The following is a 24,991-nucleotide window of genomic DNA, read 5'->3' on the forward strand; positions in this document are numbered from 1 at the left end:
CTTGGTTGATAGCGCCTGGTGAGGCAGTGGTGGCAATTATAAGGGGAGGCTATGACTTCATCCATATTTCCTTCATGGCTTGGCGGCTATGAAGTTAGGGAACATGTAAAGAACCCAAACATTATCGTCGGGGAGCATACGTATTATTCCGGCTATTACCATGACAAACATTTCGAGGATCATTGTGTACGGTATTTGCTGGGCGATCACTCGAGCCGGGCGGTATGGGAATCCGGGATCTTTGGTGAGGTCGACCAGCTTATCATCGGCAAGTACTGCTCGATAGCATCCGGTGCGACCTTTATGCTGGCTGGAAATCAGGGCCATCGGCATGATTGGATTTCATCGTTTCCTTTCGATGTCGGTAAGTTCGGCGACAAGGTTAAATCGGGCTTCGAACGCGCCGGCGATACGCTGATTGGCAACGATGTTTGGATTGGCAGTGAGTGTGTCATTATGCCCGGGGTGACGATAGGTGACGGGGCGGTGATCGGTGCACGGGCTGTCGTTACTAAAGACGTCGCGCCGTATGCGGTTATAGTGGGTAATCCCGGCCAGGAGATCAAAAAGCGGTTTAGCGATCCGCATGTCGCTATGTTGCTTGAAATGAAATGGTGGGACTGGCCGGTGAAACGTCTGCAGGAGAACATGGACGTGATGTGCAGCAACGATATCGAGGCCTTGTTCGAGCGTTACCGACGCTTTGACTTGTAGCGCCTTCCATATACAGACTGGCAGATAAACAAATCACAAGGCCGCCCTTCTTTGGAGCGGCTTTGTTGTTTCTACAATTTGATTTGTGACGGACTGGTCCCTGTCCAGCGTTTGAAGGCACGGGAAAAGGTACTGAGATCGGAAAAGCCCAACTGGTAGGAAATTTCAGTCATGCTGATATCCGGGTCATGCAGCAAGTGCATGGCTTTTTCGAGTTTGTATTTATCAATTAAGCCTCGGTAATTGATATCGGCTTCCCTTAGGCGCCGGTTGAGTGTGCGTACACTCAAATTGAGCTGGCTGGCTAGCTTCTCGCCCGACATGTCTGCCAAGTTCGGCGTCTCGTCAAATACCTTGTAAGACTGTATTACGATGTTGCTGGAAGCAAGGGTCGCGGCTTCTTTTCTCAACAGCTTTTGATTGAGGTTATTGATTTCCGGATTGGAATCGCGCAGAGGTGAAAACAGGTACTTACGCGATACGGCAATTTTGGTGATTGGCGCATTGAAATGGATTTGGCAATTCAGTGTTTTGCTGATCGCCAGTTGGGCACTGTCCGGGATTTCTTCCCGAGCAAGATAGATATCAAACTCAATATCCGGCTCGGTGGTGGTTTTGAGAATGATCCGCACCAGGGTTGCTATGATCAGGATCAGCCCGACATGGGTGATCACCGCCTGCTGGTTGTAGGGCTCGCTGTCAATGAGCCAAAACTCCCCGTCACCCTTGGCGGTTTCCTTGAAGATGATCCGAATTGGTGTACCGAAGAACATGCCGTATTCAGCACAGGTTTTCATCAAGGTAAATAAGTTCGGTGAGGTCCACAGTACCAGAGATAGAGCACCAAAGCTCAGTGCGTGTAGGTTTTTGGCCGCCTTGGCCGGTAGCAGGATATCGCCACTCGCTTCGACGAGGCGGTGCAGAATTTTACGCAACTGGCGAACATCTGGCTGCTGCTTGGCCAATTGTTGTGGCTCCATGCCAATTATTTGGTTCGTGTCGAGTTGATATTCATCAGCAACCTGGAAGATCAAGTCATACCAACTTCGGTGTACAGCGTAAGAGGATTCTTCGACATGCGATTTTTTCATGAGGCACATTCTTATCGTGGCCTGCTTATTCTTTCCTGCGATGCAAAGACGATAGGGTCAAATGGATACGGGAAAATAAGTAGGCAGAAATAGTGGATGCATTTATCCGAATTTGTTAATTCTTGCCATCATATTTCTTTTACTTGATGAACTCAATATACCCTTACTTTAAATAAGGGCAAAAAATGCAAAAAGGATAACCTAGAAAACAAACATACAGACAGTTAATAAATAAGTCATTAATGGTGATTTATTTTATGAATGGTTAGAAATGCAGTGAAAAAAAGGACCACTTGCTGAATGAAAGCTTAATAGTTCGGTGTGTTGAGTTTTATCTGCTTGTTATCAATGGTTTTTATTGTTTTTTGTGAAGGCGAGCATGCTTTTGCTTACTGGCTAAATGAGAAAAGAAGTTGTCCACTTTTGCAAAGTTATCACGTCGCTTAAATTCTATAGTTTGCTTGTCCGGCCAATAAGGCCAATTCCAATAACCTGTATATATTATATATAGAGACAGAGGGCGATATGACTGCTAAAAGTGAAACCTCTGCTGTTGCGGATATGAATTTGGCTAAAATGCCAAATTGGTATGAGCAATATAAAGCAAAGAAAACTTCTCTACCTCAGCTATTAATGAGTGTTGAATCTAATGACCGAATTTGGATCTCAGCGGCACTAAGCCAGCCAATTCCATTTATTATGGGACTCGAGCAGTTTAGCCATCACCTGCACAATGTCACCTTGTTCGGTGGCTTCCTGATGAACCCGAAATATAAAATCTGGAACCCAGAATACCGTGGCCGTGTTAATTACCACTCAATGTTTCTCGGTCCGTTTGAGAAAAGTTTGGGTAAAGACGCAAACCTCTCTTTGACGTCGGTACACCTCTCTAATGAAGAAAGCATCCTCAATGAATTCTGTCCGAATAAGATGGTTATTGAGGTCAGTGAACCAGATGAAAACGGTTATTTTTCGTTGGGTCCATGTGGTGGTCTAGGTAATAAAGAAGCGTTGAAGCATGTCTCACAGGTGAATGTGATCGTTAACAAGCTTCAGCCTTCGGTTGGCGGGAAAACGAACCGTCTACACATTAGCGAGATTGATCAACTGGTTGAGTTTACCCACCCCATTCCTGCCTTCGAGCCGAGCGAGCCGGGTGAGATTGAAAAGCAAATCGCCGCCAATGTACTGCCGCTAGTCGAAGATGGCTCGACCCTGCAGATCGGCGTGGGCAATATTTCAAACGCCTTGGGCTATGGCTTGGTTGAAAAGAAGAACCTCGGCATTCATACCGAAATGCTGACTGACTCGATGGTGCATTTAGCCAAACAAGATGTGATCAACGGCGTCGCTAAAGCCTATAAACCGAACAAGATTGTGTGTTCTTTCGCGATGGGCTCTCAGAAATTGTTGGACTTCTGCGACAACAACCCTGATATCGAAATCGATAGCCTTGGGGTGGTGAACAACCCGTACGAAGTGGCAAAGAACAACCAGTTTATGTCTATCAACTCTTGTCTGATGGTGGATTTGAAAGGGCAGGTGGCATCTGAAGGTGTGGGTCACCGCCAGATCTCAGGAACCGGTGGTCAGGTTGATTTTGTGCGTGCTGTCAATATGCGTGCAGATGCCACATCGGTCATCGCGCTGGCATCGACATACGAAGGCCCTGAAGGTATTGAGTCAACGATTCGCTTAGTGCTGCCTGAGGGTACGCCTATCACGACGCTACGCAGTGATGTGCAATACATCGCAACAGAGTTTGGCTTGGCCAACCTGCGTAACCAGAGCTTTGAAGAGCGTGCCCGTCGCCTGATTGCGATTGCTCATCCTGATTTCCAAGACCAATTGCTGGCAGAAGCCAAGCAAGCTGGCCTGATTCGCTAAGTGGAGGAACTGATGTTTAGCGGAAAGTATTTTCAATTAAATTCCCGAAATCAATTTGCAGAGTTGGTCTTCGATTCGCAAGTTGACAACGTTAACACCCTGTCGCAGGCCACACTGAAAGAACTTGAGCAAATCGTTGCCATTCTTACCGCCAGTACAGTGAAAGGCTTGATTATCCGTTCGGGCAAAAAGCTATTCAGCGCCGGTGCTGATGTGACTGAGTTTCGTGCGATGTTTGCCGAAGGCGGCGAAGTGGTCGCTAGCTACCTCGAATGGGTACACAGTGTATATAACAGCCTAGAAGATCTTGATATGCCAAAAGTGGCCGTGATGAACGGTACTGCTGCTGGTGGCGGTGTCGAGCTTTCATTGCTTGCCGAATACCGCCTGGGCCTGACTGACGCGAAAATCAGCTTGCCGGAAGTAAAGCTTGGCATCATGCCGGGTTGGGGCGGAATGACCCGCCTGCCACGTGTGATTGGCGTGGATACATCGCTACAATGGCTGACAACAGGGAAAAACTTCAGGGCCGACAAAGCGCTTGAAGCGGGTTTCCTCGACGGTGTGATTGACCCTGAAGCGGTTGATCCTATCGAGAAAGCAGAAGCCCTGCTGGCGACATGCCTTGAAGGTGACTTGGATTGGCAAGCTCGCCGCAAAGAAAAAACGGGTGCGCTGAAGCTGAGTATGTATGAGCTGGGTATGTCTATCAACGTTGCCCGTGGCATGGTGGCAAAAGTGGCGGGTAAGCACTACCCGGCACCGAAAATCATGCTCGATACCATTGAAAAAGCGGCTCAAGACCGTCGTGACATAGCATTGGCTGTTGAGCGCAAGGGGATCATCCGCTGTGTAGAAACCGGTGTGGCTGATGCCTTGGTAAACGTCTTCCTCAGCGATATGGCGGTGAAGTCCAAAGCGAAATCCCTGACAGAAAAAAGCGCTGACACCCAGGAAGTGGGCGTGATTGGTGCCGGTATCATGGGCGGTGGTATTGCCTATGTTTCTGCTCAGAAAGGCATGGATGTCGTGATGAAAGACATCAACAAAGCCGGTCTGGATCTAGGCTTGAGCGAGGCAAACAAATTGTTGGCCAAGCAAGTTGCCCGCAAACGTATTGAACCGTTGGAAATGGGTGATGTGCTGAATCGAATCACACCGACCCTGCTTGACGAGAGTTTGAAAAACAACGATTTGGTTATCGAAGCCGTTGTCGAAAACCCGAAAGTTAAAGCGATGGTATTGCCTCAAATCGAGAAGGCAGCACCAGACGCGGTAATTGCGTCTAATACGTCAAGCTTGGAAATTACCGGTCTTGCAAACTCAGTGGCAAAACCAGAGAACTTCTGTGGTATTCACTTCTTCAATCCGGTACATCGAATGCCGCTCGTCGAAGTTATCCGGGGTGAAAAGACCAGTGACGAGACCATTGCCAAAGCGGTTAAGTACTGCCTCCAGCTAGGCAAAGCGCCGATTGTGGTCAACGATTGTGCCGGCTTCTACGTTAACCGCGTACTGACCCCCTATATGTTTGGCTTCAACAAGTTGCTGCTTGATGGTGGCGATATTAATGTTGTTGATAAGGTCATGACCAAAGAGTTCGGTTGGCCGATGGGTCCAGCGCTGCTGCATGATGTCGTCGGCATGGACACCGCAGCACACGTAATGGAAGTGATGAGCAATGCCTTCGATCACATGCCTCGCTCTGAAGTGACAGTGGTTGAAGCATTCTATAATGCCGGCATGCTTGGCCAGAAATCAGGCTCGGGCTTCTACGCATACGAACCAGACCGAAAGGGCCGCCCTAAGCAAAGTGAGTGTGAGCAGTCACTGACTATGCTGCAGGAGCTGTGTGGTGATAGCAAAGCGTTCAGCAGTGAAGAAATTATTTACCGCTGTATGCTGCCGATGATGTTCGAAGCGATTCGCTGTCTTGATGAAGGCATTATTGCCAGCCCGCAAGAAGGTGACTTGGCAATGATTTACGGTACAGGCTTCCCGCCATTCCGTGGTGGTTTGTTCTACCACATGGATAAACTAGGGTTGGCCAACCTATTGGCCATTGCTGAACAGTATGTTGATATCGCTCCGATTTATCAGATCCCTGAAGGGTTGGTACGTCGTGCTAAAGCTAACGAGACTTTTTACGGTTAATTGGGGGAAATGATGAAAGAAGTCGTAATTGTAGATGCTATTCGTACCCCGATGGGTCGTTCGAAAAATGGTGTCTTCCGCCATACACGTGCTGATGACCTATCGGCACACTTGATGAAATCAATACTGGCGCGTAACCCAGCCGTTCGCTCTGAATTGGTAGAAGATGTTATTTGGGGTTGTGTTCAGCAAACTGAGGAGCAGGGTGTAAACATTGCTCGTAACTCTGCATTACTTGCTGGCCTATCGGTAGATATGCCGGGTACAACCATTAACCGCCTATGTGGATCATCGATGGATGCACTGCATGTTGCCTCCCGTGCTATTAAGGCCGATGATGGTGATATCTTCCTTGTTGGTGGTGTTGAGCACATGGGTCACGTGCCAATGACCAAAGGCATCAACCTGAATCCTGCTTTGTCAAAAACAACAGCACAGGCTTCAGCGATGATGGGCCTAACGGCAGAAGCGCTGGGTAAAATGAAAGGGGTGACTCGCGAAGAGCAGGATGAACTCGGTGCACGTTCACATCGTCTTGCCCACGAGGCAACACTTGAAGGGCGTTTCGATAACGAAATTATCCCAACTATGGGCCACGATGCCGACGGTATGCCGGTATTGGTGAAGTATGATGAAGTGATTCGTCCGGAAACTACACCAGAGAGCCTGTCAAAGCTGAAGCCCGTCTTTGATCCGAAAAGCGGTACGGTAACAGCGGGTACGTCATCTGCGCTGTCTGACGGTGCTTCTTGTCTGCTGGTGATGAGCCGCGAAAAAGCAGAAGAGCTGGGCTTAAAGCCACGCGCACGTGTACTTTCAATGGCCACTGCCGGCGTTCCAGCTGCGATTATGGGTTACGGCCCGGTTCCAGCTTCTCGTAAAGCACTGGAAAAAGCCAACCTGACGACGAAAGATATCGACTTTGCCGAAGTGAATGAAGCTTTTGCAGCACAGGCAATTCCATGTCTACGTGACCTGGGTTTGTGGGAAGATCGCGACAGTAAGGTGAACTTGCATGGTGGGGCAATTTCATTGGGTCATCCGCTAGGTTGTTCTGGCGCACGTATTGTTGGTTCGCTGATCAATGTCATGGAGCAGCGTGGTGGCCGGTACGGTCTGGCAACCATGTGTATTGGTATGGGCCAGGGTATCGCGACGGTTATTGAAAAGTTGTAATTACTTTCAATAAATAAAAAACATATCGTAAATATAAAGGCTCTGTGAAAAACAGAGCCTTTTTTATTTTAGTGGATTTCATGTTAAGAATGAAAACATATAAATAGTAGTGGTTTAATTTTGCTTGATTTGACAATCGCTTGGCATTTGTTGCCATTCTTATAGAGTGTGATTTATCAGTTATATTTACTCAAGATGAACAAGTATTATGTACCCATCAAGTAAATTAGATACTTATCTAAATTCTTATTGTCTATATGTTTAATATGGCGTCGAATTAAATTTAATGTATTTTTAATGAAGGTCTATCGTGAATAACTTTAATAAAAAAATCATTGTGGGATTAATACTCTCTCTTCCTCTTTGTGCCAATGCAGATGATACAAAACAACCTGATCCCGCGGATGTTACGAAAGTGCGTACTGCCGTTACCTTAGCGGTGAATGACGACACCAGTGGTAAATTCAGTGTTGACCTTTCTGGTAAGTACAATGCTAAATATTCTTATATGGTTAAAGGCGAAGCGGGTTGGAATGACGACCAAGAGTATTCTGATGCGCGATTTCAATTTTATAATGTCGCCAACACAGGCTTTGCCGCTGTGCCGAAAACGGCTATTTCATATGACTACTTTCGTATGGCCGAAGACTCAGACGAGTTAGACGTACAGATGCACGCACTGGGCTCTATCTCAATGGTACCGATCAGCAAAGAGTGGCGAATCAATTTGTTCCCACAGCTCACTTACTTACAGTCAACGTTTGACACTAAGTTTCCTGGTGCAGAGCAAAGCCGAAAGGCCGATGGTGTAATGGCTGTTGCTTATATGTCAAAACATGTTGGAACGGATGGTTCTTACTTTATGCTCTACCCTGAGTATTTCAAAGTTTCTGGCGACGGCGTTGAATATGAACAGAAAAACATTAATCTGGCTTGGGGCTCACCGATTACCAATAATAAAAAATGGTGGTACATTATTGAGTACATGCATAAAGAGAACGACACCAGTTTTGATGGTGTCGGCCCAGGTGTTGTTAAAGACGATATTGTTAACTTTAAGATCCGTCGTTTCTTCTTCTAATAAATCACTGGCATTTATATTACCGCGTTAATTTAATAGTAATATAAATATTTCGCTAGATATAAAGCCAGTCTATGAGACTGGCTTGTTTATTTATGTAAGGGTAGATCATGAAAGAAAAAGGTGAATGCAATAACAAAGATGAAAACCCAATGCCTAGACGAAAGTTTATCAAGTCGCTGGGGCTATTAGGGGTCGCTTGTACCAGTTTAAGTTATGTCCCAGAAGCATCTGCAGAAGAACCCGAAAAGACTACAAGTAAAGCGGCCGATAATGATTTTAATGGCTACTTCCCTTGGGTCGGGCCATAACTGACGCATCAAAACAATTTTATACAAGGTAGGTAGATATGAGCCAGAGTGACCCAAATACTCATGGTTGGATGCAAGGTTTTCCACCACCAAGCGATAAGGTAATACAGTTTGAAGACGGCTCATTTTATAAGTGGCCGCAATTGAGATGGACATTTTCTAATATTCAGCAGCTAGTGCCGACGAAGACCGTGTGGCGGGGGCTTTTGGCTGCCTCGGATATGCCTGTTGAGGCTCACCCTATAGAGCAGCTGGAAATTACCGCAGACAGCGGAGAGAAGCTATCTTGGCAGCAGGCGCTAGAGCGAACCATGACTGACGGCCTTGCTGTCATGCACAAAGGAAAGCTAGTGCATGAGAGCTATTATGGGGCTTGCAAGCCTCACAGCCAGCATACAGTCATGTCATGCGGTAAGTCTTTTGCTGGCATTCTGGCAGAGATATTGATTGCCCGCGGTGATCTGGATGAGACGGCCTTAATGTCCCAGTATGTGCCTGAGCTGAAGAATACCGCTTGGGGAGATGCGACCCTACGGCAAACACTGGATATGTTGATTGGCATGAAATACGAGGAAGACTACTTAGATAAAGACTCTGATGTCTGGCGCTATATCCGCGCGGCAGGGATGATCCCGGTTTCTCCCGATGACAACGGCCCGAAATCGCTGACGGAATATTTGGTTACTGTGGGCAAAGAAGGGCGCCATGGTGACGTTTTCGCCTACCGGGAGCCAAATATCAATGCGATAACCTGGCTTTTACAGCGGGTGACCAATACGGATATCGCCGAGCTGTTTTCAACCTTGGTGTGGCAGCATATCGGAGCCGAGCAGGATGCGTATTATATGCTCGACAGAACCGGGTTCTGTACTACGCCTAACTGTACCCTAAGAGATTTTGTTCGATTAGGTGAATTTGTTCGTACTGGCGGAAACAATCAGCAGATAAGACCTGACTATATTCACCGTTTAGCAAAAGGCGGTGATCGTCAGGCTTTCGCTAAAGCCGGTCTGAAAGCGATGAAAGGGTGGTCCTATAACGGGCTGTGGTGGATCCGTCATACGACATCCGGCAACCAGGTTATTGCTCGTGGTGCGCATGGCCAGTTCTTGTATATTGATCCTGCCAAAGAACTGGTTATTGCCAAGTTTGGCTCGACCAAGTTGTCGCCAAGCTATTTGGAAGATCACATCAATATCCCGCTTTTTGATGCCATTACCGATCATGTAATGAAAGTATCTTAGGCTAATCTGACTGTCGAAAAACCACTCACACTTCCATCTGGCCTGTTTGCTTTTTTGACGAGAATAAGACAATGAAAAACATAATGAAACTGTCCAAGATAGCTTTGGTAACCGCGCTTTTTTCCCAGTATAGTTATGCTATGGAGCCACGAGAAGATTTTACGGTATACGTTACGATGCCAGACGGGGTGAAGATTGCCGCCGATGTGCACCTACCTGAGCGTGATTCTTTGGAAACAAAAATCCCGACTCTCATCAACCAAACCCGCTACTGGCGATCCAAACGTCTTCCCCTGGTGGACAGCCCTGATGTGAACAACCCTGAGCACTGGAAAGATGCTCCGCTTCTTACCGATTTCGAAGAGCAGTTTATCGATAATGGCTATGCTGTGGTCAAGGTTGATGTTCGCGGCACAGGGGCTTCTACGGGCAAGCATGAAATTGAATATGCGCCGCAGGAAGGTTTTGACGGGGCGAAAGTACTGGACTGGATCATTGCCCAAGGCTGGTCGAATGGCAATGTAGGTGCATACGGGATTTCTTACAAGGCGGCAACCAGCGAGATGCTGTCTATGGTGGGTCACCCTGCATTGAAAGCTGCGGCACCTTGGGGGGCCGGTTACCTTGATCACTATCGTTACTATGTGCGCCCGTATGGTGTAGCGGCGCAAATTGGCTCTGATAGTTGGGGTAAGCGTGTCGCTAACCTCGATAGCAACAACCACAAGGTGTTGCAAGCATCCGTTAGGCCTGTTGAGTCCGACGTGGACGGCAGCACCTTGGAACAGGCGGTTGCTGAACATAGTGACAACCCAGACGTTGGCCGCTCGGTATCAAATGCACTCTTTGTCGATGATGAAATGGCCAACGGCTACAGCTTTGCTGATCTGAATACGATTAAGTTCCAGAAAGAGATTGAAAAAGCCGGTGTACCACTATTTAAGATGACAGGCTGGTTGGATGCTATCACCAGTGATGCCAGCTTGGCGCAGTTCAATACCTTTGATCAATCACAGACTCTGTACATCATGCCGGTAAACCATGGTGGCCGATTCCAGGCCGACCCTTTTACCATGACCGATGATAAATCACCGTCTTCGCCTTCGGCACTGGATCAATGGGCCAAAGCGACTGAGTTCTTTGACTACTACCTGAAAGAAGAGCAAAACGGTGTCGATAAGTGGGCGCCAATTACCTATTGGAACTTTGGTGAAGGTAAGTTCCGCACCACAGAACAATGGCCGCCAGCCGGTGTTGAAAACCAGACGTTTTATATGCATGCCAATAAGATGCTGAGCCAGGACAAGCCGTCAGAGAAAGGCAAGCAGTTGGATTATAAAGTCGATTTTGATACAACGACGGGTTATCACAGCCGCTGGATGACCCAGTTCGGAGGCTTCCCCATCCTTGGTTTGCATGACCGCAGTGAAATGGATAGCCGCATGCTGACTTTCACTTCGCAGCCAATGGAGAAAGACACGCAGATCACCGGGCAGGTTTCGGTATCACTGGAACTGTCGTCGACCACTGAAGACGGCCTTGTGATTGCTTATCTTGAGAGTGTTGCGCCTGATGGGACAAGTCGCTACGTTACGGAAGGTGGTCTGCAAATTTCAAAACGCAAACTTGCCGCTAATCCGTATGGTCACAACGACGCACCTCATCCATCATTTGTTCGCGCCGATGAACGTTTTGTCCAGCCAGGGGAAGAGTTCAAACTGGAATTCACGCTTGGCCAAACTTCAGTATTGGTGAAGAAAGGTGACAAATTGCGGGTCGCATTTGCAGGTGCCGACAAAGATAACTTTGTCCGTACGCCAGCCAAGGACACACCGACCTATACCTTTAAACTGGGTAAGGTGCACTCCTCGTCCATTACATTGCCCATTCAAGGGTGATGGGACCGAGAGCGAATCCGTGAATAAACTGATGGCCTTCTTATGAAGGCCGTGTTTTTAATGCTTAATTTTAATGATGGGGCTTTTTTGGTTGCGATACTGGCAAGGTGACATGCCCGTCCAGCGGAGAAAAGCCCGGTTAAACGCCGAAGTGCTGCGGTAGCCCTGCGAATGGGCAATTTGCTTGATGGGGTGCTGGGTTTTCTCGACGCTCAGCATGGCGCGTTGCCTACGGACTTGATCTTTGAGTTCGCTGAAGCGGTAGCCATGGCTATCGAGGTTGCGTTGCAATGTTCTTGCGCTGATATTGAGTTTGTCGGATAGCTGTTCCATGGTCGGCAGTGCATTGTCAGGATATTGGTGTAACTCATTAACCAACTGTAAAGTAATATCTTTCTGGCTCAGCTCGGCCATTTCTTCATTGAGTAACTTCACAAAGCTTTGGTGCATGGATTCATCGGATAGCCCCATATTGCGCTCAAGAGTATCGGCCTGAAAAACCAAGGCATTTTTTCCTGCGCTGTAGCTAATCGGTATCCCGCTGAGATGCGGCAGGCTGGCGGCAGAGGCCTTGGCGGAAAGACAGATTTCACGCGGAAGGACAGCCTGATCTTTCAAGGCAAATTCGCCATCGCTTGCCCAGCGGATCACCCCGAAAGCGCAGCGAAGAATGAGCATGTACAGCAGATCCATACAGCTTTCCTGATCATCCGAAGCAACGATATCCAAGTGGAGGATCACCTCATTGTTTGACGTGTTTTCTCGCCGGAAGTGAAAGCAGGTTGCCAGCACGGCCTGGTAACGGGTCAGTATATCTAGCGAGGCTGAAAAATTAGGTGCACTGGCCACAGCAAGCATCAAAGAGCGGAATGCCTTGATGGGGTTATACAGTGGCAAATTCAAAATCAGGTTATCGTCTCGGCATGAATCATTGATAGCGTTAAGTAGCTGGTTGTAGTGATGAATATTAACCAAAGTAAAGTTACCGGGCTTGCCCAAATCGATATCTGCAGACAGGCAAAAGCCCTCCCAATCCATTTGGTGGGCTTCGCAATAGCGTCTAAGCATATGTAGCCAATGGGTATTGATTAACGCTTGTTGAATCATGCTTTTCGTTATAAGTATTTAATTTGTTGAAACATTTTACGTGCTTCACCCATCAGATTACGTGATGGGACTCATACTTATCATGAGTTGGCGAAAAGTGAGAATAGGTTGTCTGAAAATGGCAATTAACCTCTTTTATTGTAGGGGAATGGCTCTGCGCCATTACTATTTTCGAAATCCTTAAGAGCACAAAATCATGAAACCCTACACATTAATTGCAACGGCAATCCTGCTTGCATTGCCTGTTTCAGCTCCTTACGCACAAGATGATGATACCAGTGTAAAAACCGCAATGGCAGAATCGCCATCTGCATTGATCAACGCCGTGGTTAAGCCGGCTTTTCTGCCGCCAGACAGCTACAACGAAGTGATGGAAACCAGCCTAGCCCCGTTTGTTTACGATGCGCATCTGCCACAGATCAAACAGGTTTTGGATGAAAAGACCGATCCGCGCAACCTGATTGACGCCGACGAAATCCAAGGCTACTCAAAAGTCCTTCAATCTATTGCCGAGCAGTCGAAAGCCGACGGTGAAATCCTATGGGGCCGTATCCAGGGAACCAAATACGAACGTCAGGCTCTGCGCTGGATCGAATCCCAGCTAACAGGCATGAGCGATCAGCTGGAAGTGCATTATGACCCGTTTGAAAGCCAGTTCCCGCAGTGGCGTCCTACGGTGAATGAGCTGACGATAACCGCAGGCCCAGGCCTTGAAGATGGCGACAGCTGGGAAGTGCCAGATGCGATCACTGCGTTCTTGTCGGGCATGACACCGGCAGAAGGGATCAGTGCTGACATGATCTATGTGGGTCAGGGTACGGCCTCTGAACTTCAGGGTCGTGACCTCACCGGCAAAGTGGTATTGCTTCGCGGCTCGACTTACCCGAGTGCACTGATGAACTCATCGCGTGTTGCATTCTCGCGTCTGGCATCGGGTGATTTTGGTATGCCAGCAGGGGTGATCGTATGGTGGGATACCCCGGGTGTTAAGCAGGTTGCAGGTCGGGTAGGCGCGCCGGGCGGAGGTGATGCTATCGGTAAGGCAATGCCATGGATTTCAATCAGCAATGACAATGGTATGTACCTGCGTAAAATGCTGGATCGTGCAACGGCGGAAAACCCCGTAAAAGCCAACATGAAAGTGCGGGGGGTTATCGAGTCGGGCAAAGACCGCATGTCGGGTAACGTGTGGGCAAAACTACCGGGTAAATCTGGTAAGTACATCATCTTGCCAACGCATGTAGACGGTTATTTCTACGGTATCCACGACAATGGTGCATCAGTGGCGATGAATATGGCACTGGCAAACTACTACGCCAACAAGCCAAAAGAAGAGCGTGAGCACGGCATCATTTTCATGTTCCAGGGTGACCACGAAGTACCCGGTGTGGGTGGTACGGTTCCATTCGTCCGTGACAACAAAGAGTTCCTGGAAGAAAACCTGTTGATGGTGATCCGTCCGGAGCACCTAGGTTTGAACGCCTTCATGGATGAGCGCCCACTGTTCACCCAGTCGAACGTGACGTATCCGTTAATGCTGAACATCAGTAACCGTAGCCCGCTGCTGCTAGATATCTTCAAAGACGCAATCGCGAACTACTCAATCCCAACCGGTGCAATGGTATTGCCACAGCCATCTGCGGATGAAATGGGCTTCTACCCGCCATACAACAAGCTAGACGGCCGTCAGCCGATCTATGCCGGTTGGATCCAGACCGGGACTTTCTACCACTCGACAGCAGATATCGACCTGCAAGCGGTTAACTTCGATGCGATGGAACGTATCGGCCGTGCCCATGCCTATATCATCGATGAGCTGGGCGATTACAACCTAGATGATCTGCACAAGTCGTCTCAGCCGTTGGATGAAAATGCCAACTTTTACGGCAGTGACTTTATGAAGATGACATTGGGTAACTGGTAATAACCTCAATAATTTATTGCCATGATAACAATGTCTGTTGAACTATTCTGACTCAAGCCCACCGGTTAATAGCTGGTGGGCAAACTTATTTATGCCCCAAAGCGAATTTCGATACTTACCCCCTCCCTGTATAATAGGATTAAATTCTATGAACTACCTTGCAGTTTAAAAGGAGAGATCATGTCAGGTTGCTGTTCCACATCATGCCAAGAAACATTTATTCCGAGAAAGCATATCTGTCCCGTTAATGGAAAAGCGTATAGTCAAGTCTCTAAGACAACTATAAAGCACCATATTAAAGCACCATGGGAGTGGGTTGCGAAGGAACAGGGCTACTACTTCTGTTCTGATCCTGACTGTGATGTTGTGTATTTTGGTCAAGATAACTCAGTGATCAACACATCTGAAGTACGCACAAAAGTAGGGGTTAAAGACCAATCGGCTAGTGCTTTAATTTGCTATTGCTATGGCATTACTAAAAATGAGGCTGAAAATAACCCTCTTGCCCAAAAATTTGTGGTAGAGGAAACAAAACAGAAAAATTGTGCGTGTACCACCAAGAACCCAGCAGGTAGATGCTGTCTGGCAAGTTTTCCCAAAAAATAACGCTTACAGTACCACCGATACTGGAAACTAAATTAAGTGGCTGTCCGCTTCCATACCTGAGTTAATTCGTTAACTGCTAATTCAGCAAAATCACTGACTTAGAGTAAAGGCTCATTCATACCCTGTTCACGGAGATATGCCATATTTGGGCTAATGTGGGTTGAGGAAGTTACCCCATATTACTTTAGGTTCAGTTTCAGGTTGGTCTATATCGATATTTTATTACCCATTCCCTCCATTCTTTTCGTTTACTTATCCGACTATATCATCATTGATGAATAAAACTCAGTCCCGCAGTGCTGTTTTTAATTACCATTGTTAATGTAAGCTATTAAAAATAAAGAAATAAATCTTTGGCTATTAGACTCAGCTACTGGATAGCGTCAATTATGGATTTGTAGCTAAATAGTGCTTATCAATGCCACGTTGATAAAAATTAAACCCAGCTAACGAAAAATAGATGGTAGAACCGGATTTATATGACTGAGTTCAAAACGTATGTAAGTATACGTTTTAAACAATTTTGAGTTTGAGATTATGTCTGTACTTCAAGAAGAGGGCAGGACAATGATCTTAACAACTAAAGAAAAAATAGGATTTTCTCTTGGTGATATGGCTGTCAACATCGTCATAATTGCCATGCAATTAATAATTGCTTACTTTTATACAGATATATTTGGCCTCAAACCAGAGCACATGGGGCTGCTGTTTTTGATTGTTCGCTTTATCGACGCTTTTACTGATCCTGTGATGGGGATGATCACAGATAAAGTTCGTTCTAAACATGGCCACTACCGACCTTTCTTACTGTGGCTTGCAGTACCTTTCGGTATCGCAGTTTATCTAACCTTCATGACGCCAGACTTTAGCTATCAAGGCAAAGTGATCTGGGCGTACTGTACTTATATCTTCATTACCTTAATGTTCACAGCCGTGACAATACCGTATGTGTCCTTGATTGGTGTGATTACTGATAATCCAGAAGAGCGCTTAAAAGCGAATGGTTACCGATTTGTGTTAGTGAAAGTTGCTGCTTTCTTAGTGACTGTAGCGGTGCCGCTTATGGCAGAAAGCATAGGTGGAGGTGACCTTGCGTTAGGTTATCAGCGTGCGATGGGTATCATGGCGGTACTAGGGACTATCTCTCTATTGGTATGTTTCTCTACAACAAAAGAAAGAATAAAGCCTGAGGTATCAAATGAACCAATTAAGACCCAATTCAAATATCTAGTGAAAAACGACCAGTGGGTTTTGCTGTGTCTCGCACTGAACTTCATTATGGTTGGCACGGTGATCCGTGGCTCAGTTACTCCTTATTACGCTAAATACTTCCTAGATGGTGGTGATTCGCTGATCTCTCCAATACTAACGACAGGTGTTGTTGCGTCTTTATTGGCAATGATTGCTACTACATGGGCTGTTAAGTTTGTATGCAAAATCAAACTTATCGTATGGAGTCAGATCGCAACGGCTGTATTAGCTGTATTGATGTACTTCTTTGTTGATGGAAGCTCTCTACCTCTCGCTTTCGCCTTCATCTTCTGTTTGTGGTTCTGTGCTGATATGTACCTGCCTATATTCTGGGCATCTATTGCAGAAGCTGTGGATTATGGTGAAGTTAAAACAGGTAAGCGTGTTTCAGGCCTTTCGTTCGGCGGTATCTGCTTCTTCCAGAAATTTGGGATGGGTATTGCAGGTTGGATTTTAGGGATGTTACTAGCCTACTTTGGCTACCAAGCCGATGTTGTCCAAACAGCGAAATCACTATTGGGTATTAATCTGATGGTAACCCTTATCCCTGGTGCAATTTGCTTGGTTGTCGCGTTCATCATGTCGAAGTACATCATTACTAATGATTACTACAACTCTATTGCTAAGAAAATAAAACGAGTTGAAGTGAATAGTGAAGACGAAGCTGGTAAGAGACAAACAGAGCTTGCTTAGGAGGTTACGATGACACATTGGGTGATGGGAGATCTCTCGCTTGATGTTTATGCAGGAGAGAGTACCGAGCAGCGAGTCATTGGAGGTACGGGAGCCAATATTGCTTCGATGATTAGCCGCTTAGGCGGTGATGTTGGACTTATTGCGACTGTTGGACAAGATAACGAAGGTGAGTTTTTAATTCAGGTACTTAGCCATTTAGGAGTAAGAGGGGAGTTTGTTGCTGCGAAGAAGAGTGGTGCTACTTCAGTCGTAAAGGTGACAGTGGACAGCTTTGGAGAACGTACATTTGAGTTAGTTACTTCTAAGTCCCAACAGAGTTTCGTCTCTAGTGATGATCTTCCGTCATTCAAAAAGGGTGACCATTTAGTGATATCTGGTGTGTGTCTTATTGCTAAAGAAGAGCGTTCAGTTGTTCATCAAGCTATTGAGCAAGTCAATAAGCTAAGTGGTTTGACATTTTATGATGCCAATATCCGTGAAGAACAGTGGGAATCAGATCGCAACGAAATTATTAAGAGCAATCTTGATGTTATCGATAAGGTAACCGTGGTCAAACTCTCTGATGAAGAGCTGCTGTTCCTAACCGGTGCAAGTGACTACAACCAAGCAATAAAGCAAGCACACCTTTGGGATTGTCAGTGTGTGGTAATTACTAAGGGCTCACAAGGGTGCGACTTTTTACAGGACGGAGAGTTAATTTCAACGCATGGAGTGGAAGCCCGAGTGGTAGATACAACCGGTGCCGGTGATGCATTTAGCGGAACATTGAGTTATCTCATGACGGCTAATCACGGTGAGGTCTCTATAGGTGAGATGCAACGCTGTTTACAGGTTGCTAACTATGTTGGTGCTACTGTCGTCGCTGGAAAAGGGGCGATTGAACCCCAGCCGACAATAGAGCAAATACAAAAAAATTTCAGTCATAGGTGAGTTACAAGATTATGCATAATAAAATTTTAGGGTGTATCGTAGGTGCAGCAACGGGCGACGCCATGGGTGCTGCAACAGAAGTTAGATCTATTAAACAAATCCATGAATACTTTGGTGGTGATGTAAAAGACTTTTATGCGCCACCTCAAGATACTTATGGTCGCTGTAACTCGGCGGGAATGTGTACTGATGACTTCATTCAGGCGAAGTACATCATGGATGAACTAATTGCCAATAAAGGCCAATTCAGTGATGAAGTGATGAAAAAGGCCTTCAGACGTTGGTTAGATTACCCGTTTTATCCAAATTTCACTGGGCCTTCTACTCGAGCGGCGATGAAAAAGATTTTCTCAGATACTCGAGCTTCGCTGCAAGAGAGTGTCAGCTCTTCTAATGAAACGGTCGAAATCATTAATAATGGTAACTTTGGTGCGACCAACGGTGCTTCGATGAAGATATGGCCGGCTGCTTTAATGAGCTTAAACAATAGATCCAAGCTGATCAAAAATACCTATGAGATCACTAAGTTTACGCATAATAACGTGCTCTCGGTATCTGGTGCTAGCGCAGTAGCCGGTGCTGTATTGACAAGTTTTGATACTAACGAGTTAACGGATGTGTTTGAAGCAGCGCTTCGATATGCTCATGACGGGTACAAGCTTGCACAGCAGCAAGGGGCAATTGAACTAGCCGGCCCCAGTGTCATCAAGCGTATGGAGCTGGCTATTCGAATCGGTGAGCAGTTTGAACGTTGGGAAGATGCAGTTGTTGAGATTGCCGATGTCATTGGTTGTGGCATTCATATTAGTGAGGCTGTTCCTGCTGTTTTTGGCATCTTGGCCTGTTGTGGTAATAATCCAAACGAATCGATCTATGCCGGGGTTAATGCTGGTGATGACACGGATACCATTGCGACGATGGTAGGTGCAATTGTTGGAACGCTTCACGGAGCGGATGCATTAGAAAGCCGCTTCATTACAACTATCGATGATGTGAACCAATATGACCTCAAGCAGTATGCTGAACAAGTAGAGAAAACCTTTGTTTAGCCTGTGATTTACAACATGGACAGCAAGAGTAGCCATTGACACAATGGTTACTCTTGGAGGGACTATGATTGATAAAGATTCGTATAAGCCGGCTTATGCCCAAGCCGTAGATATCCTTACTAACCGTATTATTGATGGCACTTACCCTATCGGATCTCCACTACCGTCACAAAAGTACCTCTGTCAAGAATTCAATATAAGCGACATCGTGATCAGGAAAGCTTGGCAAGTTCTGCTTCAGAAAGGCATTATCAGCTCGCAAAGAGGCGTTGGGACTCGTGTCATTAAAGCGCCTGAAAAGATCCCCGTCGTTCATGACTTAAAGCAAGGTATGACATTATCCTATGATACCAAGCGAGAATTTAAGACCCGTATATTGAAGCATGAGATGATAGATGGAGCCTTACACGTTTTACGTTACCGATATTTAGGCTCAAAAGTGATTGCGACAGAAAAAAACATTATCTATGTAAACCGAGTTCCCGGATTTAACATTGAGCGTTTTCTTGACCAGGGTTCGCTATACAAAGAGATAAGTCAACATTGTCATTTAGCCTACGACACAATTCGTGAGTCGATTGATGCGGTATTGCCTGATCGTCAGACTGCGGACTTACTTTCGATCAATAAGTTTGAACCGATTCTCAATGTTTGCCGAGTGATGGAAAAGCGAGGGGTTGTTATAGAAGATACCGAGTACTTTATCCTATCTAAATATTACGGCGAGATAGTGATTAGTTGTTAATATACATGAACAAATTTAACCTCGCATAAGCTATTTACTGAAGATCATGTCACATCTCATTACTTTCAGAATGCGGTGTTCAAGTTTCAGTTCAGCTATGATCGAACTGAACCTAGTAGCGCCTTTGCACCCTCTAGCATGAAGCTGTTTTATGTAGCATGTTCACGAACGATAAAGAATTTGACCGTTGTCAAACTGGTAACTAATGATGAAGAAAAGTCTCTACTTGCAATATTTCCCAGATTTGAAAAAGTAGTTATTGATTAGGGCAAGTGTAGTGGTCAAGACAGTTTGGCCACTCAGATATGATTAGACCGCCTAGATGCAATACTAGGAGTAATCCGAACATTCTGAACTTCCTATGGTGCGTAACTCACAATTGTCCAAAAGCTTGTTAGTGGTTAAATTCAATACAGAGCTGTAAGCCAAAAAAGCCGCCTCGTAAGGCGGCTTGGTATGTTGTTGTGTTTGTTTTTTTATTTTTGACCCGCTTTATTTCTAAACCTGCCCACTTATAGGCTGCGGCCGATCTCGTAGCCGTCCCAGATGGCGGCCATGATAGTGCGGGCCTGCTGGCTGTCACCGATGTTGAAGACATCTTGTGCATCGATTTCAGTGGCGATTTTGTCGAACAGGCTGCTGTCAGCTTGGTAACCCATTGCCAAGATTACGTGGTCGGCATCGATACCAGACACATCTTGCCCTACGCGCACTTCAACGCCGTAGTCTGTAACTTCGTTGAGGAAGCTACCGGTGCGGACATCGACTTTCTCTTTTACCAATAGCTCTTTGAGCATCTGGTAGTTGGCAAAACACGTGCCGTGTGGGCCGCCGATAATGTCATCAGCCGCTTCAATAAGGGTAACGCTTTTCCCTTGCTGGGCCAGCCAAAGCGCAGTTTCTGCACCGACGAGGCCTGCACCGATCACGGTGACGCGTTGGCCGGTGATTTTAGCCGGATCCATCAAGATGTCTTCTGCGAAAACCACATGCTCTTTATCTGCGCCCTTCAGCCAGCCTGGCACCGTTGGTCTAGAGCCGGTAGCAAAAATAACACTGTCAGGCGACTCGGCATGGATGGTATTGAGATCGGCGGCGGAGTTCATGCGAACTTCGACCCCTTTGCGTTCTAGTTCGCCTTCGAACCAGTCGATCAGCAGGGCATCATCGTGCTTGAAGGGGGCTTGGCTGCCGGGGATCACGTTACCACCTAGTGCATCATTTTTCTCGTACAGTACCACTTCGTGGCCGCGGTCTGCGGCAATACGTGCTGCTTCCATACCGCCGACACCGCCGCCGATAACCACGACTTTTTTCTGCTTGTACGCTGGCTGAAGCGCATATTCTGCTTCGCGGCCACAGGTAGGGTTAACGGCACAGGAAATGTTACCCACTTCAGCCATACGGCCCAGGCAGCCAAGGTGGCATGACAGGCATGGACGGACCTCTTTAAAGCGACCGCGGCGGATTTTGTTGACCACTTCAGGGTCCGCCAACAGTGGACGGCCCATGGAGATCCCATCGGCGATCCCTTCGGTCACGGCATGGGAGGCCAAGTCTGGATTTTCCATTCGGCCAGCCATAAGAACCGGAATATCAACAACTTCTGATACTGCCTGACAGTATGGTTTGTACATACCAGGCTCAAAGTAATTAGGCGGATGGTTCCAGTACCATGCATCGTAGGTGCCGGCATCGACATTCAGGGCATCGTAACCCGCTTCCTGCAGGTATTTTGCAGCTTTAAGGCCTTCTTCCATATCACGGCCAACCTCTTTCGCTTGCTCGCCCGGCAAGATACCCTGGCCGAAACCTTTCATGTTCCCTTTTACCGAGTAGCGTAATGATACTGGGAAGTCTTTACCGCAGACAGCCTTGATCCCCTGAACTATCTCTACCGCAAAGCGGTAGCGGTTTTCAAAACTGCCACCGTATTGGTCGGTGCGCTTGTTGAAAAACGCCATGGTGAACTGATCAAGCAGGTAACCTTCATGCACCGCATGGATTTCAACACCATCATAGCCAGCTTTCTGGGCGATAACGGCGGATTCAATGAACTTGCCGATGAAGTATTTAACTTGCTCGGTCGAAAGCTCGTGGTGGGTAAGAGAAGGATCAAAACGGTTTGGTGTTTCGGATGGGGCTATACCTTTATCCGCCGGGGTGAAGCCCGGTACTACTGACCGTCCCCAACCCGCTGTCAGTTGTGCAAAAATCTTGGTGCCGTAGGCGTGGACGCGTTCGGTCATCTCTTTGGCTGAACGGATATAGGCTGTAGGATGATGGCTTGGGCAGGGTAGCGATGGCATCGGAAACGGCTCCAGTTCGTTCTCGACCATCTGGACACCGGTAATGATCAGGCCGACCCCACCCCGCGCACGGGCAAGGTAGTATTCGATACCACGCTGGTTGTATGCGCCGTCGGCATCGACGCAGCCCAGGGTGCCCATCGGGGCCATTGAATATCTGTTTTTCAGTGTCAGTGAGCCAATTCTCATCGGCTCGAATAACACTTTATGTGCTTGGTTTAGCATTGTTCACTCCAGTCTTTTTTGGCGCTAGATAACTAGCAGCACTATCTGAAAGCGATTAAAGCAATTTGTATAACGCCTGACTTGGCCGATTCGGACAAATTCATTACATTTACTGCCATTCGGCGGTATTTTGAGAAAGATCATATTTGTCTTTTTATTGAACAGAATCAAAATTCACATTTTAGTTATGTCATGAAGGGATGGTTAATGGGTTTTTGAAATGGTTTAATATTGAGGAAATAAAACGTGAGCTTCATCAAGTTTATTTTTATTGGCCAGTTTTGTCATTATTTTGGCTTGCTGAGCAAAATATAAAGTAATGATTTTGGTAAATTTAGCTCAACGGACAAGTGAGGCGAGCAGGTTGAGCACTGTTTAAATACTTTTCTGAGTTAAATTAGTCATTATTTTTCTTTATTCACCTTTCAAGCTATATCCTTAGCTAATGTATGTCACCTAATACCTACATTTTTGGCCCTTAGAGGGCCACTTTTTTATGGGTATATAGCGGAGATAGAATTCGTTCTCTTCCACTATTTGTATATGTTAGATTACATCCCCCATTCTATTTAGTATAGCTATTCAGTGTTGTCACAATATCTGCCGTTATCGATAGTTGCTCTTTGGTGATACCTAATCCTAAGAAATGCTGGAAAAGCGCCGCTTCTGTTTCTTCGACGACCTTTATCCCCATCGCTGTTGCGGTAAGAGTTCTTTTGCGTTCGTCAATTTGTGATTTAACGATAAAGCCCTGTTCTTCAAGTTTTTTTGTGAGCTGGTAGGTACGCTGGTTCGAGTAGCCGGTACTCTTGGCAATGTGATACTGTGTACAGCCCGGGTAATCATGAATGCAATTCAACACAATATAGGAACCAAAGTTGATGTAATGTTTACGGAGGTGCTTATCTGTTACACCTCGGCAATATTCATAAAGAAAGTGAAGTTCTTTTAAATGGTTTTTTTTACTTAATACGTCATGTGTCATTATTTTGATTCCGTTCACACTATTTATAATTTAAAAAGATGAAAAACTAATGTCCATGCGGATGGTGGGGGATAATAAAAAAACTTCATTATTGTTACTGTGATGAAGCGTTGATAGTTTGAAATGGTTTCCAAAAACATTAACAATAGGTTCAATAACAATGAAACTTAAACTGACTCATGTTGCTATCACTTTAGCTCTTTCATACACATCAGTAATCTGCCAAGCGTCAAATACAGTGCCACAACCTGGCGACGTATTTTCTTATAAAGATATTTCACCGGAAATTTATGTTGAAAGTGATGAAAATAAAGCCCAAGACCCAGCCAATGAACTTTTAGAGCAAATGCGCGAGCGCCGCAAGATTGATACTGCGAACCCTGATGCCCCTCAGGCGTTTAGCGGCACTGACGTTATCCAGCCTGAATTCAATTCTTCGCAATCACCTTGGCAAAACTTCCGTGATGTGTTCAACGCCGACTGGCGGGCAATGTCATCAGCTTCTCCAGAAGCGGTTGCTGACCTGGGCAAGACGGTCAAGGTGAAAACCGTGATGGATCACCCTGACTTCAAGATCATCGAAATGGCGATTGGCCCGGGCGGTACCTTGCCACGCTTTGCCGATACAGCCCCTGGTAGCTTCCATATTCTGGAAGGTGCCGCGAAAATTTCAGTCGATGACCGCACGGTTGAAGCGTATACCGGTACATCGGTGAAGCTGGAATCGTTGTCTCAGCGCCGTATTGAAGTAACGTCAGATACCCCATTGAAGGTGCTTTGGTTCCGCTGGGCACCGAATGGCCAGCAAGAATACTTAAGTTACGGTTATTACCTGACAGGCTGTAACTTCCATGCTCAGCCTATTGAAGCTGTCATGCCTGCGAATTTCGAGCAGTGGGATGAAACGGTTCGCGAGCGTTTTGAAGAGCTTAAGCATAAAGCGATCAATGAGCCTGAGAAAGGCAGTGTTTATGCTAAGCAGCTGCATGAGCTGATCCACCAGCAGGAAGAGCATCAAACAGCGATGTCTCGTTACCCGCAAACACCGATGTTCTCCAATGAGAAAGACGTGAAGTGGCTAGACTTCACCAATATGGGTTCAAGCGGCTTCTTCTGGGCGAAAGATGCCTCTAAAGGCGGCGCTGTCCTTGAAGCTTGGAACCAGATTGCCCGTATGAAAGGGGTATTCCAGGCTAAGGTGCCGAATGAGCAGTATGATTTCAACATTTCATACCTATCAACTGGGCCGACAGGGAAATATGTCACTCATTCTCATGCGACCCCTGAGTTCTACTATATTTTGGGCGGTAAAACCGAGTGGCTAGTGAACGGCACCGCGTATGAGGCCGTGCCGGGTAATGTTTACTTCCACAGCCCATACTGGGATCACGAAATGCGTGGTTTGAAAGAGGGATCGCCTCAGGTTGCTATTACGGGTAGCTGGGCACCATTCGGTGACCGTTCGGTGTTCGAGCAGCCAATGCTATTTACCGAAACCCTGCACAAACAGCCAAAGGCAGCATTCTTGGCTGAAGACTTTAATTTCCATAACTTCAAGATCAAGCAAGGCTTGAAGTTTAAGTCACTGTAGGCGTGTGGTTGATGTAA

At 46.5% G+C, this 24,991-nt stretch carries 19 protein-coding genes; 15 read left to right on the forward strand and 4 right to left on the reverse strand.

Features of this window, described 5'->3' with window-relative positions; all coding sequences use genetic code 11:
* Positions 1 to 51 precede the first annotated feature (51 nt).
* Positions 52 to 714 carry a CatB-related O-acetyltransferase gene (locus tag L4D79_RS09360; protein WP_428650398.1) on the forward strand — a complete coding sequence of 221 codons (663 nt, stop codon included), beginning with the start codon at positions 52 to 54 and terminating at the stop codon, positions 712 to 714.
* A 71-nt stretch (positions 715 to 785) separates the two neighbouring features.
* On the opposite strand, the gene L4D79_RS09365 is transcribed toward L4D79_RS09360, so the two are convergent.
* The gene (locus L4D79_RS09365; RefSeq protein ID WP_428650401.1) at positions 786 to 1,805 is read right to left on the reverse strand and encodes a helix-turn-helix domain-containing protein; all 1,020 of its coding nucleotides are present in this window, start codon (positions 1,803 to 1,805) and stop codon (positions 786 to 788) included.
* Between the two features lie 525 nt (positions 1,806 to 2,330).
* Here L4D79_RS09365 and L4D79_RS09370 point away from each other — a divergent pair.
* The 7 genes from L4D79_RS09370 (at position 2,331) to L4D79_RS09400 (ending at position 11,556) form a co-directional block, all read left to right on the forward strand.
* Positions 2,331 to 3,692, forward strand: a complete 1,362-nt coding sequence (locus tag L4D79_RS09370; RefSeq protein WP_428650404.1) for an acetyl-CoA hydrolase/transferase family protein — start codon at positions 2,331 to 2,333, stop codon at positions 3,690 to 3,692.
* A gap of 12 nt (positions 3,693 to 3,704) precedes the next feature.
* Entirely contained in the window at positions 3,705 to 5,846 is a 2,142-nt protein-coding gene (gene fadB / locus L4D79_RS09375; protein WP_428650407.1) for a fatty acid oxidation complex subunit alpha FadB, read from the forward strand.
* A 12-nt stretch (positions 5,847 to 5,858) separates the two neighbouring features.
* Positions 5,859 to 7,022 (forward strand): acetyl-CoA C-acyltransferase FadA, encoded by a 1,164-nt coding sequence (gene fadA / locus L4D79_RS09380; RefSeq protein WP_428650410.1) that lies wholly within the window; start codon positions 5,859 to 5,861, stop codon positions 7,020 to 7,022.
* Between the two features lie 310 nt (positions 7,023 to 7,332).
* Positions 7,333 to 8,103, forward strand: a complete 771-nt coding sequence (locus tag L4D79_RS09385) for a hypothetical protein (RefSeq protein WP_428650413.1) — start codon at positions 7,333 to 7,335, stop codon at positions 8,101 to 8,103.
* 110 nt (positions 8,104 to 8,213) lie between these two features.
* Positions 8,214 to 8,414: a hypothetical protein gene (locus tag L4D79_RS09390; RefSeq protein WP_428650416.1), complete on the forward strand. Its 201-nt coding sequence runs from the start codon at positions 8,214 to 8,216 to the stop codon at positions 8,412 to 8,414.
* A gap of 38 nt (positions 8,415 to 8,452) precedes the next feature.
* Positions 8,453 to 9,658 (forward strand): serine hydrolase domain-containing protein, encoded by a 1,206-nt coding sequence (locus L4D79_RS09395; RefSeq protein ID WP_428650419.1) that lies wholly within the window; start codon positions 8,453 to 8,455, stop codon positions 9,656 to 9,658.
* 83 nt (positions 9,659 to 9,741) lie between these two features.
* Positions 9,742 to 11,556: a CocE/NonD family hydrolase gene (locus tag L4D79_RS09400; protein WP_428650422.1), complete on the forward strand. Its 1,815-nt coding sequence runs from the start codon at positions 9,742 to 9,744 to the stop codon at positions 11,554 to 11,556.
* Between the two features lie 57 nt (positions 11,557 to 11,613).
* Here the strand turns inward: L4D79_RS09400 and L4D79_RS09405 are convergent, their stop codons facing one another.
* Positions 11,614 to 12,663, reverse strand: coding sequence for a helix-turn-helix transcriptional regulator (locus L4D79_RS09405; protein ID WP_428650425.1), 1,050 nt, complete (start codon positions 12,661 to 12,663; stop codon positions 11,614 to 11,616).
* Positions 12,664 to 12,859: 196 nt separating this feature from the next.
* On the opposite strand from L4D79_RS09405, the gene L4D79_RS09410 reads away from it, so the two are divergent.
* From L4D79_RS09410 to L4D79_RS09435, 6 genes are all read left to right on the forward strand, one after another.
* Positions 12,860 to 14,587, forward strand: a complete 1,728-nt coding sequence (locus L4D79_RS09410) for a M28 family peptidase (RefSeq protein WP_428650427.1) — start codon at positions 12,860 to 12,862, stop codon at positions 14,585 to 14,587.
* A 180-nt stretch (positions 14,588 to 14,767) separates the two neighbouring features.
* On the forward strand, positions 14,768 to 15,193 hold the full coding sequence (locus L4D79_RS09415) for a putative iron-sulfur cluster-binding metallochaperone (protein WP_428650430.1): 426 nt from the start codon (positions 14,768 to 14,770) through the stop codon (positions 15,191 to 15,193).
* A gap of 537 nt (positions 15,194 to 15,730) precedes the next feature.
* On the forward strand, positions 15,731 to 17,137 hold the full coding sequence (locus L4D79_RS09420) for an MFS transporter (RefSeq protein WP_428650432.1): 1,407 nt from the start codon (positions 15,731 to 15,733) through the stop codon (positions 17,135 to 17,137).
* A gap of 9 nt (positions 17,138 to 17,146) precedes the next feature.
* Entirely contained in the window at positions 17,147 to 18,070 is a 924-nt protein-coding gene (locus tag L4D79_RS09425) for a carbohydrate kinase family protein (RefSeq protein WP_428650435.1), read from the forward strand.
* Between the two features lie 11 nt (positions 18,071 to 18,081).
* A complete protein-coding gene (locus L4D79_RS09430; RefSeq protein ID WP_428650437.1) occupies positions 18,082 to 19,119 on the forward strand; it encodes an ADP-ribosylglycohydrolase family protein in 1,038 nt (345 codons plus the stop codon).
* 64 nt (positions 19,120 to 19,183) lie between these two features.
* Positions 19,184 to 19,864 (forward strand): GntR family transcriptional regulator, encoded by a 681-nt coding sequence (locus L4D79_RS09435; RefSeq protein WP_428650441.1) that lies wholly within the window; start codon positions 19,184 to 19,186, stop codon positions 19,862 to 19,864.
* A gap of 512 nt (positions 19,865 to 20,376) precedes the next feature.
* Here L4D79_RS09435 and L4D79_RS09440 read toward each other — a convergent pair.
* Together L4D79_RS09440 and L4D79_RS09445 are read right to left on the reverse strand one after the other, a co-directional pair.
* Entirely contained in the window at positions 20,377 to 22,398 is a 2,022-nt protein-coding gene (locus tag L4D79_RS09440) for an FAD-dependent oxidoreductase (RefSeq protein ID WP_428650443.1), read from the reverse strand.
* Positions 22,399 to 22,963: 565 nt separating this feature from the next.
* Entirely contained in the window at positions 22,964 to 23,383 is a 420-nt protein-coding gene (locus L4D79_RS09445) for a MarR family winged helix-turn-helix transcriptional regulator (RefSeq protein ID WP_428650446.1), read from the reverse strand.
* Between the two features lie 160 nt (positions 23,384 to 23,543).
* Here L4D79_RS09445 and L4D79_RS09450 point away from each other — a divergent pair, with 160 nt between their 5' ends.
* Positions 23,544 to 24,974 carry a hypothetical protein gene (locus tag L4D79_RS09450; RefSeq protein ID WP_428650448.1) on the forward strand — a complete coding sequence of 477 codons (1,431 nt, stop codon included), beginning with the start codon at positions 23,544 to 23,546 and terminating at the stop codon, positions 24,972 to 24,974.
* The last annotated feature ends 17 nt before the right edge of the window (positions 24,975 to 24,991 follow it).

It is taken from the genome of Photobacterium satsumensis, assembly GCF_050336935.1.
In the GTDB taxonomy this organism is placed as follows: Bacteria; Pseudomonadota; Gammaproteobacteria; order Enterobacterales; family Vibrionaceae; genus Photobacterium; species Photobacterium satsumensis.

Coding starts and splice junctions, on each gene's coding strand:
- L4D79_RS09360 (WP_428650398.1), top strand. CDS start 52: ATGACTTCATCCATATTTCCTTCATGGCTTGGCGGCTATGAAGTTAGG.
- L4D79_RS09365 (WP_428650401.1), bottom strand. CDS start 1,805: ATGAAAAAATCGCATGTCGAAGAATCCTCTTACGCTGTACACCGAAGT.
- L4D79_RS09370 (WP_428650404.1), top strand. CDS start 2,331: ATGACTGCTAAAAGTGAAACCTCTGCTGTTGCGGATATGAATTTGGCT.
- fadB (WP_428650407.1), top strand. CDS start 3,705: ATGTTTAGCGGAAAGTATTTTCAATTAAATTCCCGAAATCAATTTGCA.
- fadA (WP_428650410.1), top strand. CDS start 5,859: ATGAAAGAAGTCGTAATTGTAGATGCTATTCGTACCCCGATGGGTCGT.
- L4D79_RS09390 (WP_428650416.1), top strand. CDS start 8,214: ATGAAAGAAAAAGGTGAATGCAATAACAAAGATGAAAACCCAATGCCT.
- L4D79_RS09395 (WP_428650419.1), top strand. CDS start 8,453: ATGAGCCAGAGTGACCCAAATACTCATGGTTGGATGCAAGGTTTTCCA.
- L4D79_RS09400 (WP_428650422.1), top strand. CDS start 9,742: ATGAAACTGTCCAAGATAGCTTTGGTAACCGCGCTTTTTTCCCAGTAT.
- L4D79_RS09405 (WP_428650425.1), bottom strand. CDS start 12,663: ATGATTCAACAAGCGTTAATCAATACCCATTGGCTACATATGCTTAGA.
- L4D79_RS09410 (WP_428650427.1), top strand. CDS start 12,860: ATGAAACCCTACACATTAATTGCAACGGCAATCCTGCTTGCATTGCCT.
- L4D79_RS09415 (WP_428650430.1), top strand. CDS start 14,768: ATGTCAGGTTGCTGTTCCACATCATGCCAAGAAACATTTATTCCGAGA.
- L4D79_RS09420 (WP_428650432.1), top strand. CDS start 15,731: ATGTCTGTACTTCAAGAAGAGGGCAGGACAATGATCTTAACAACTAAA.
- L4D79_RS09425 (WP_428650435.1), top strand. CDS start 17,147: ATGACACATTGGGTGATGGGAGATCTCTCGCTTGATGTTTATGCAGGA.
- L4D79_RS09430 (WP_428650437.1), top strand. CDS start 18,082: ATGCATAATAAAATTTTAGGGTGTATCGTAGGTGCAGCAACGGGCGAC.
- L4D79_RS09435 (WP_428650441.1), top strand. CDS start 19,184: ATGATTGATAAAGATTCGTATAAGCCGGCTTATGCCCAAGCCGTAGAT.
- L4D79_RS09440 (WP_428650443.1), bottom strand. CDS start 22,398: ATGCTAAACCAAGCACATAAAGTGTTATTCGAGCCGATGAGAATTGGC.
- L4D79_RS09445 (WP_428650446.1), bottom strand. CDS start 23,383: ATGACACATGACGTATTAAGTAAAAAAAACCATTTAAAAGAACTTCAC.
- L4D79_RS09450 (WP_428650448.1), top strand. CDS start 23,544: ATGAAACTTAAACTGACTCATGTTGCTATCACTTTAGCTCTTTCATAC.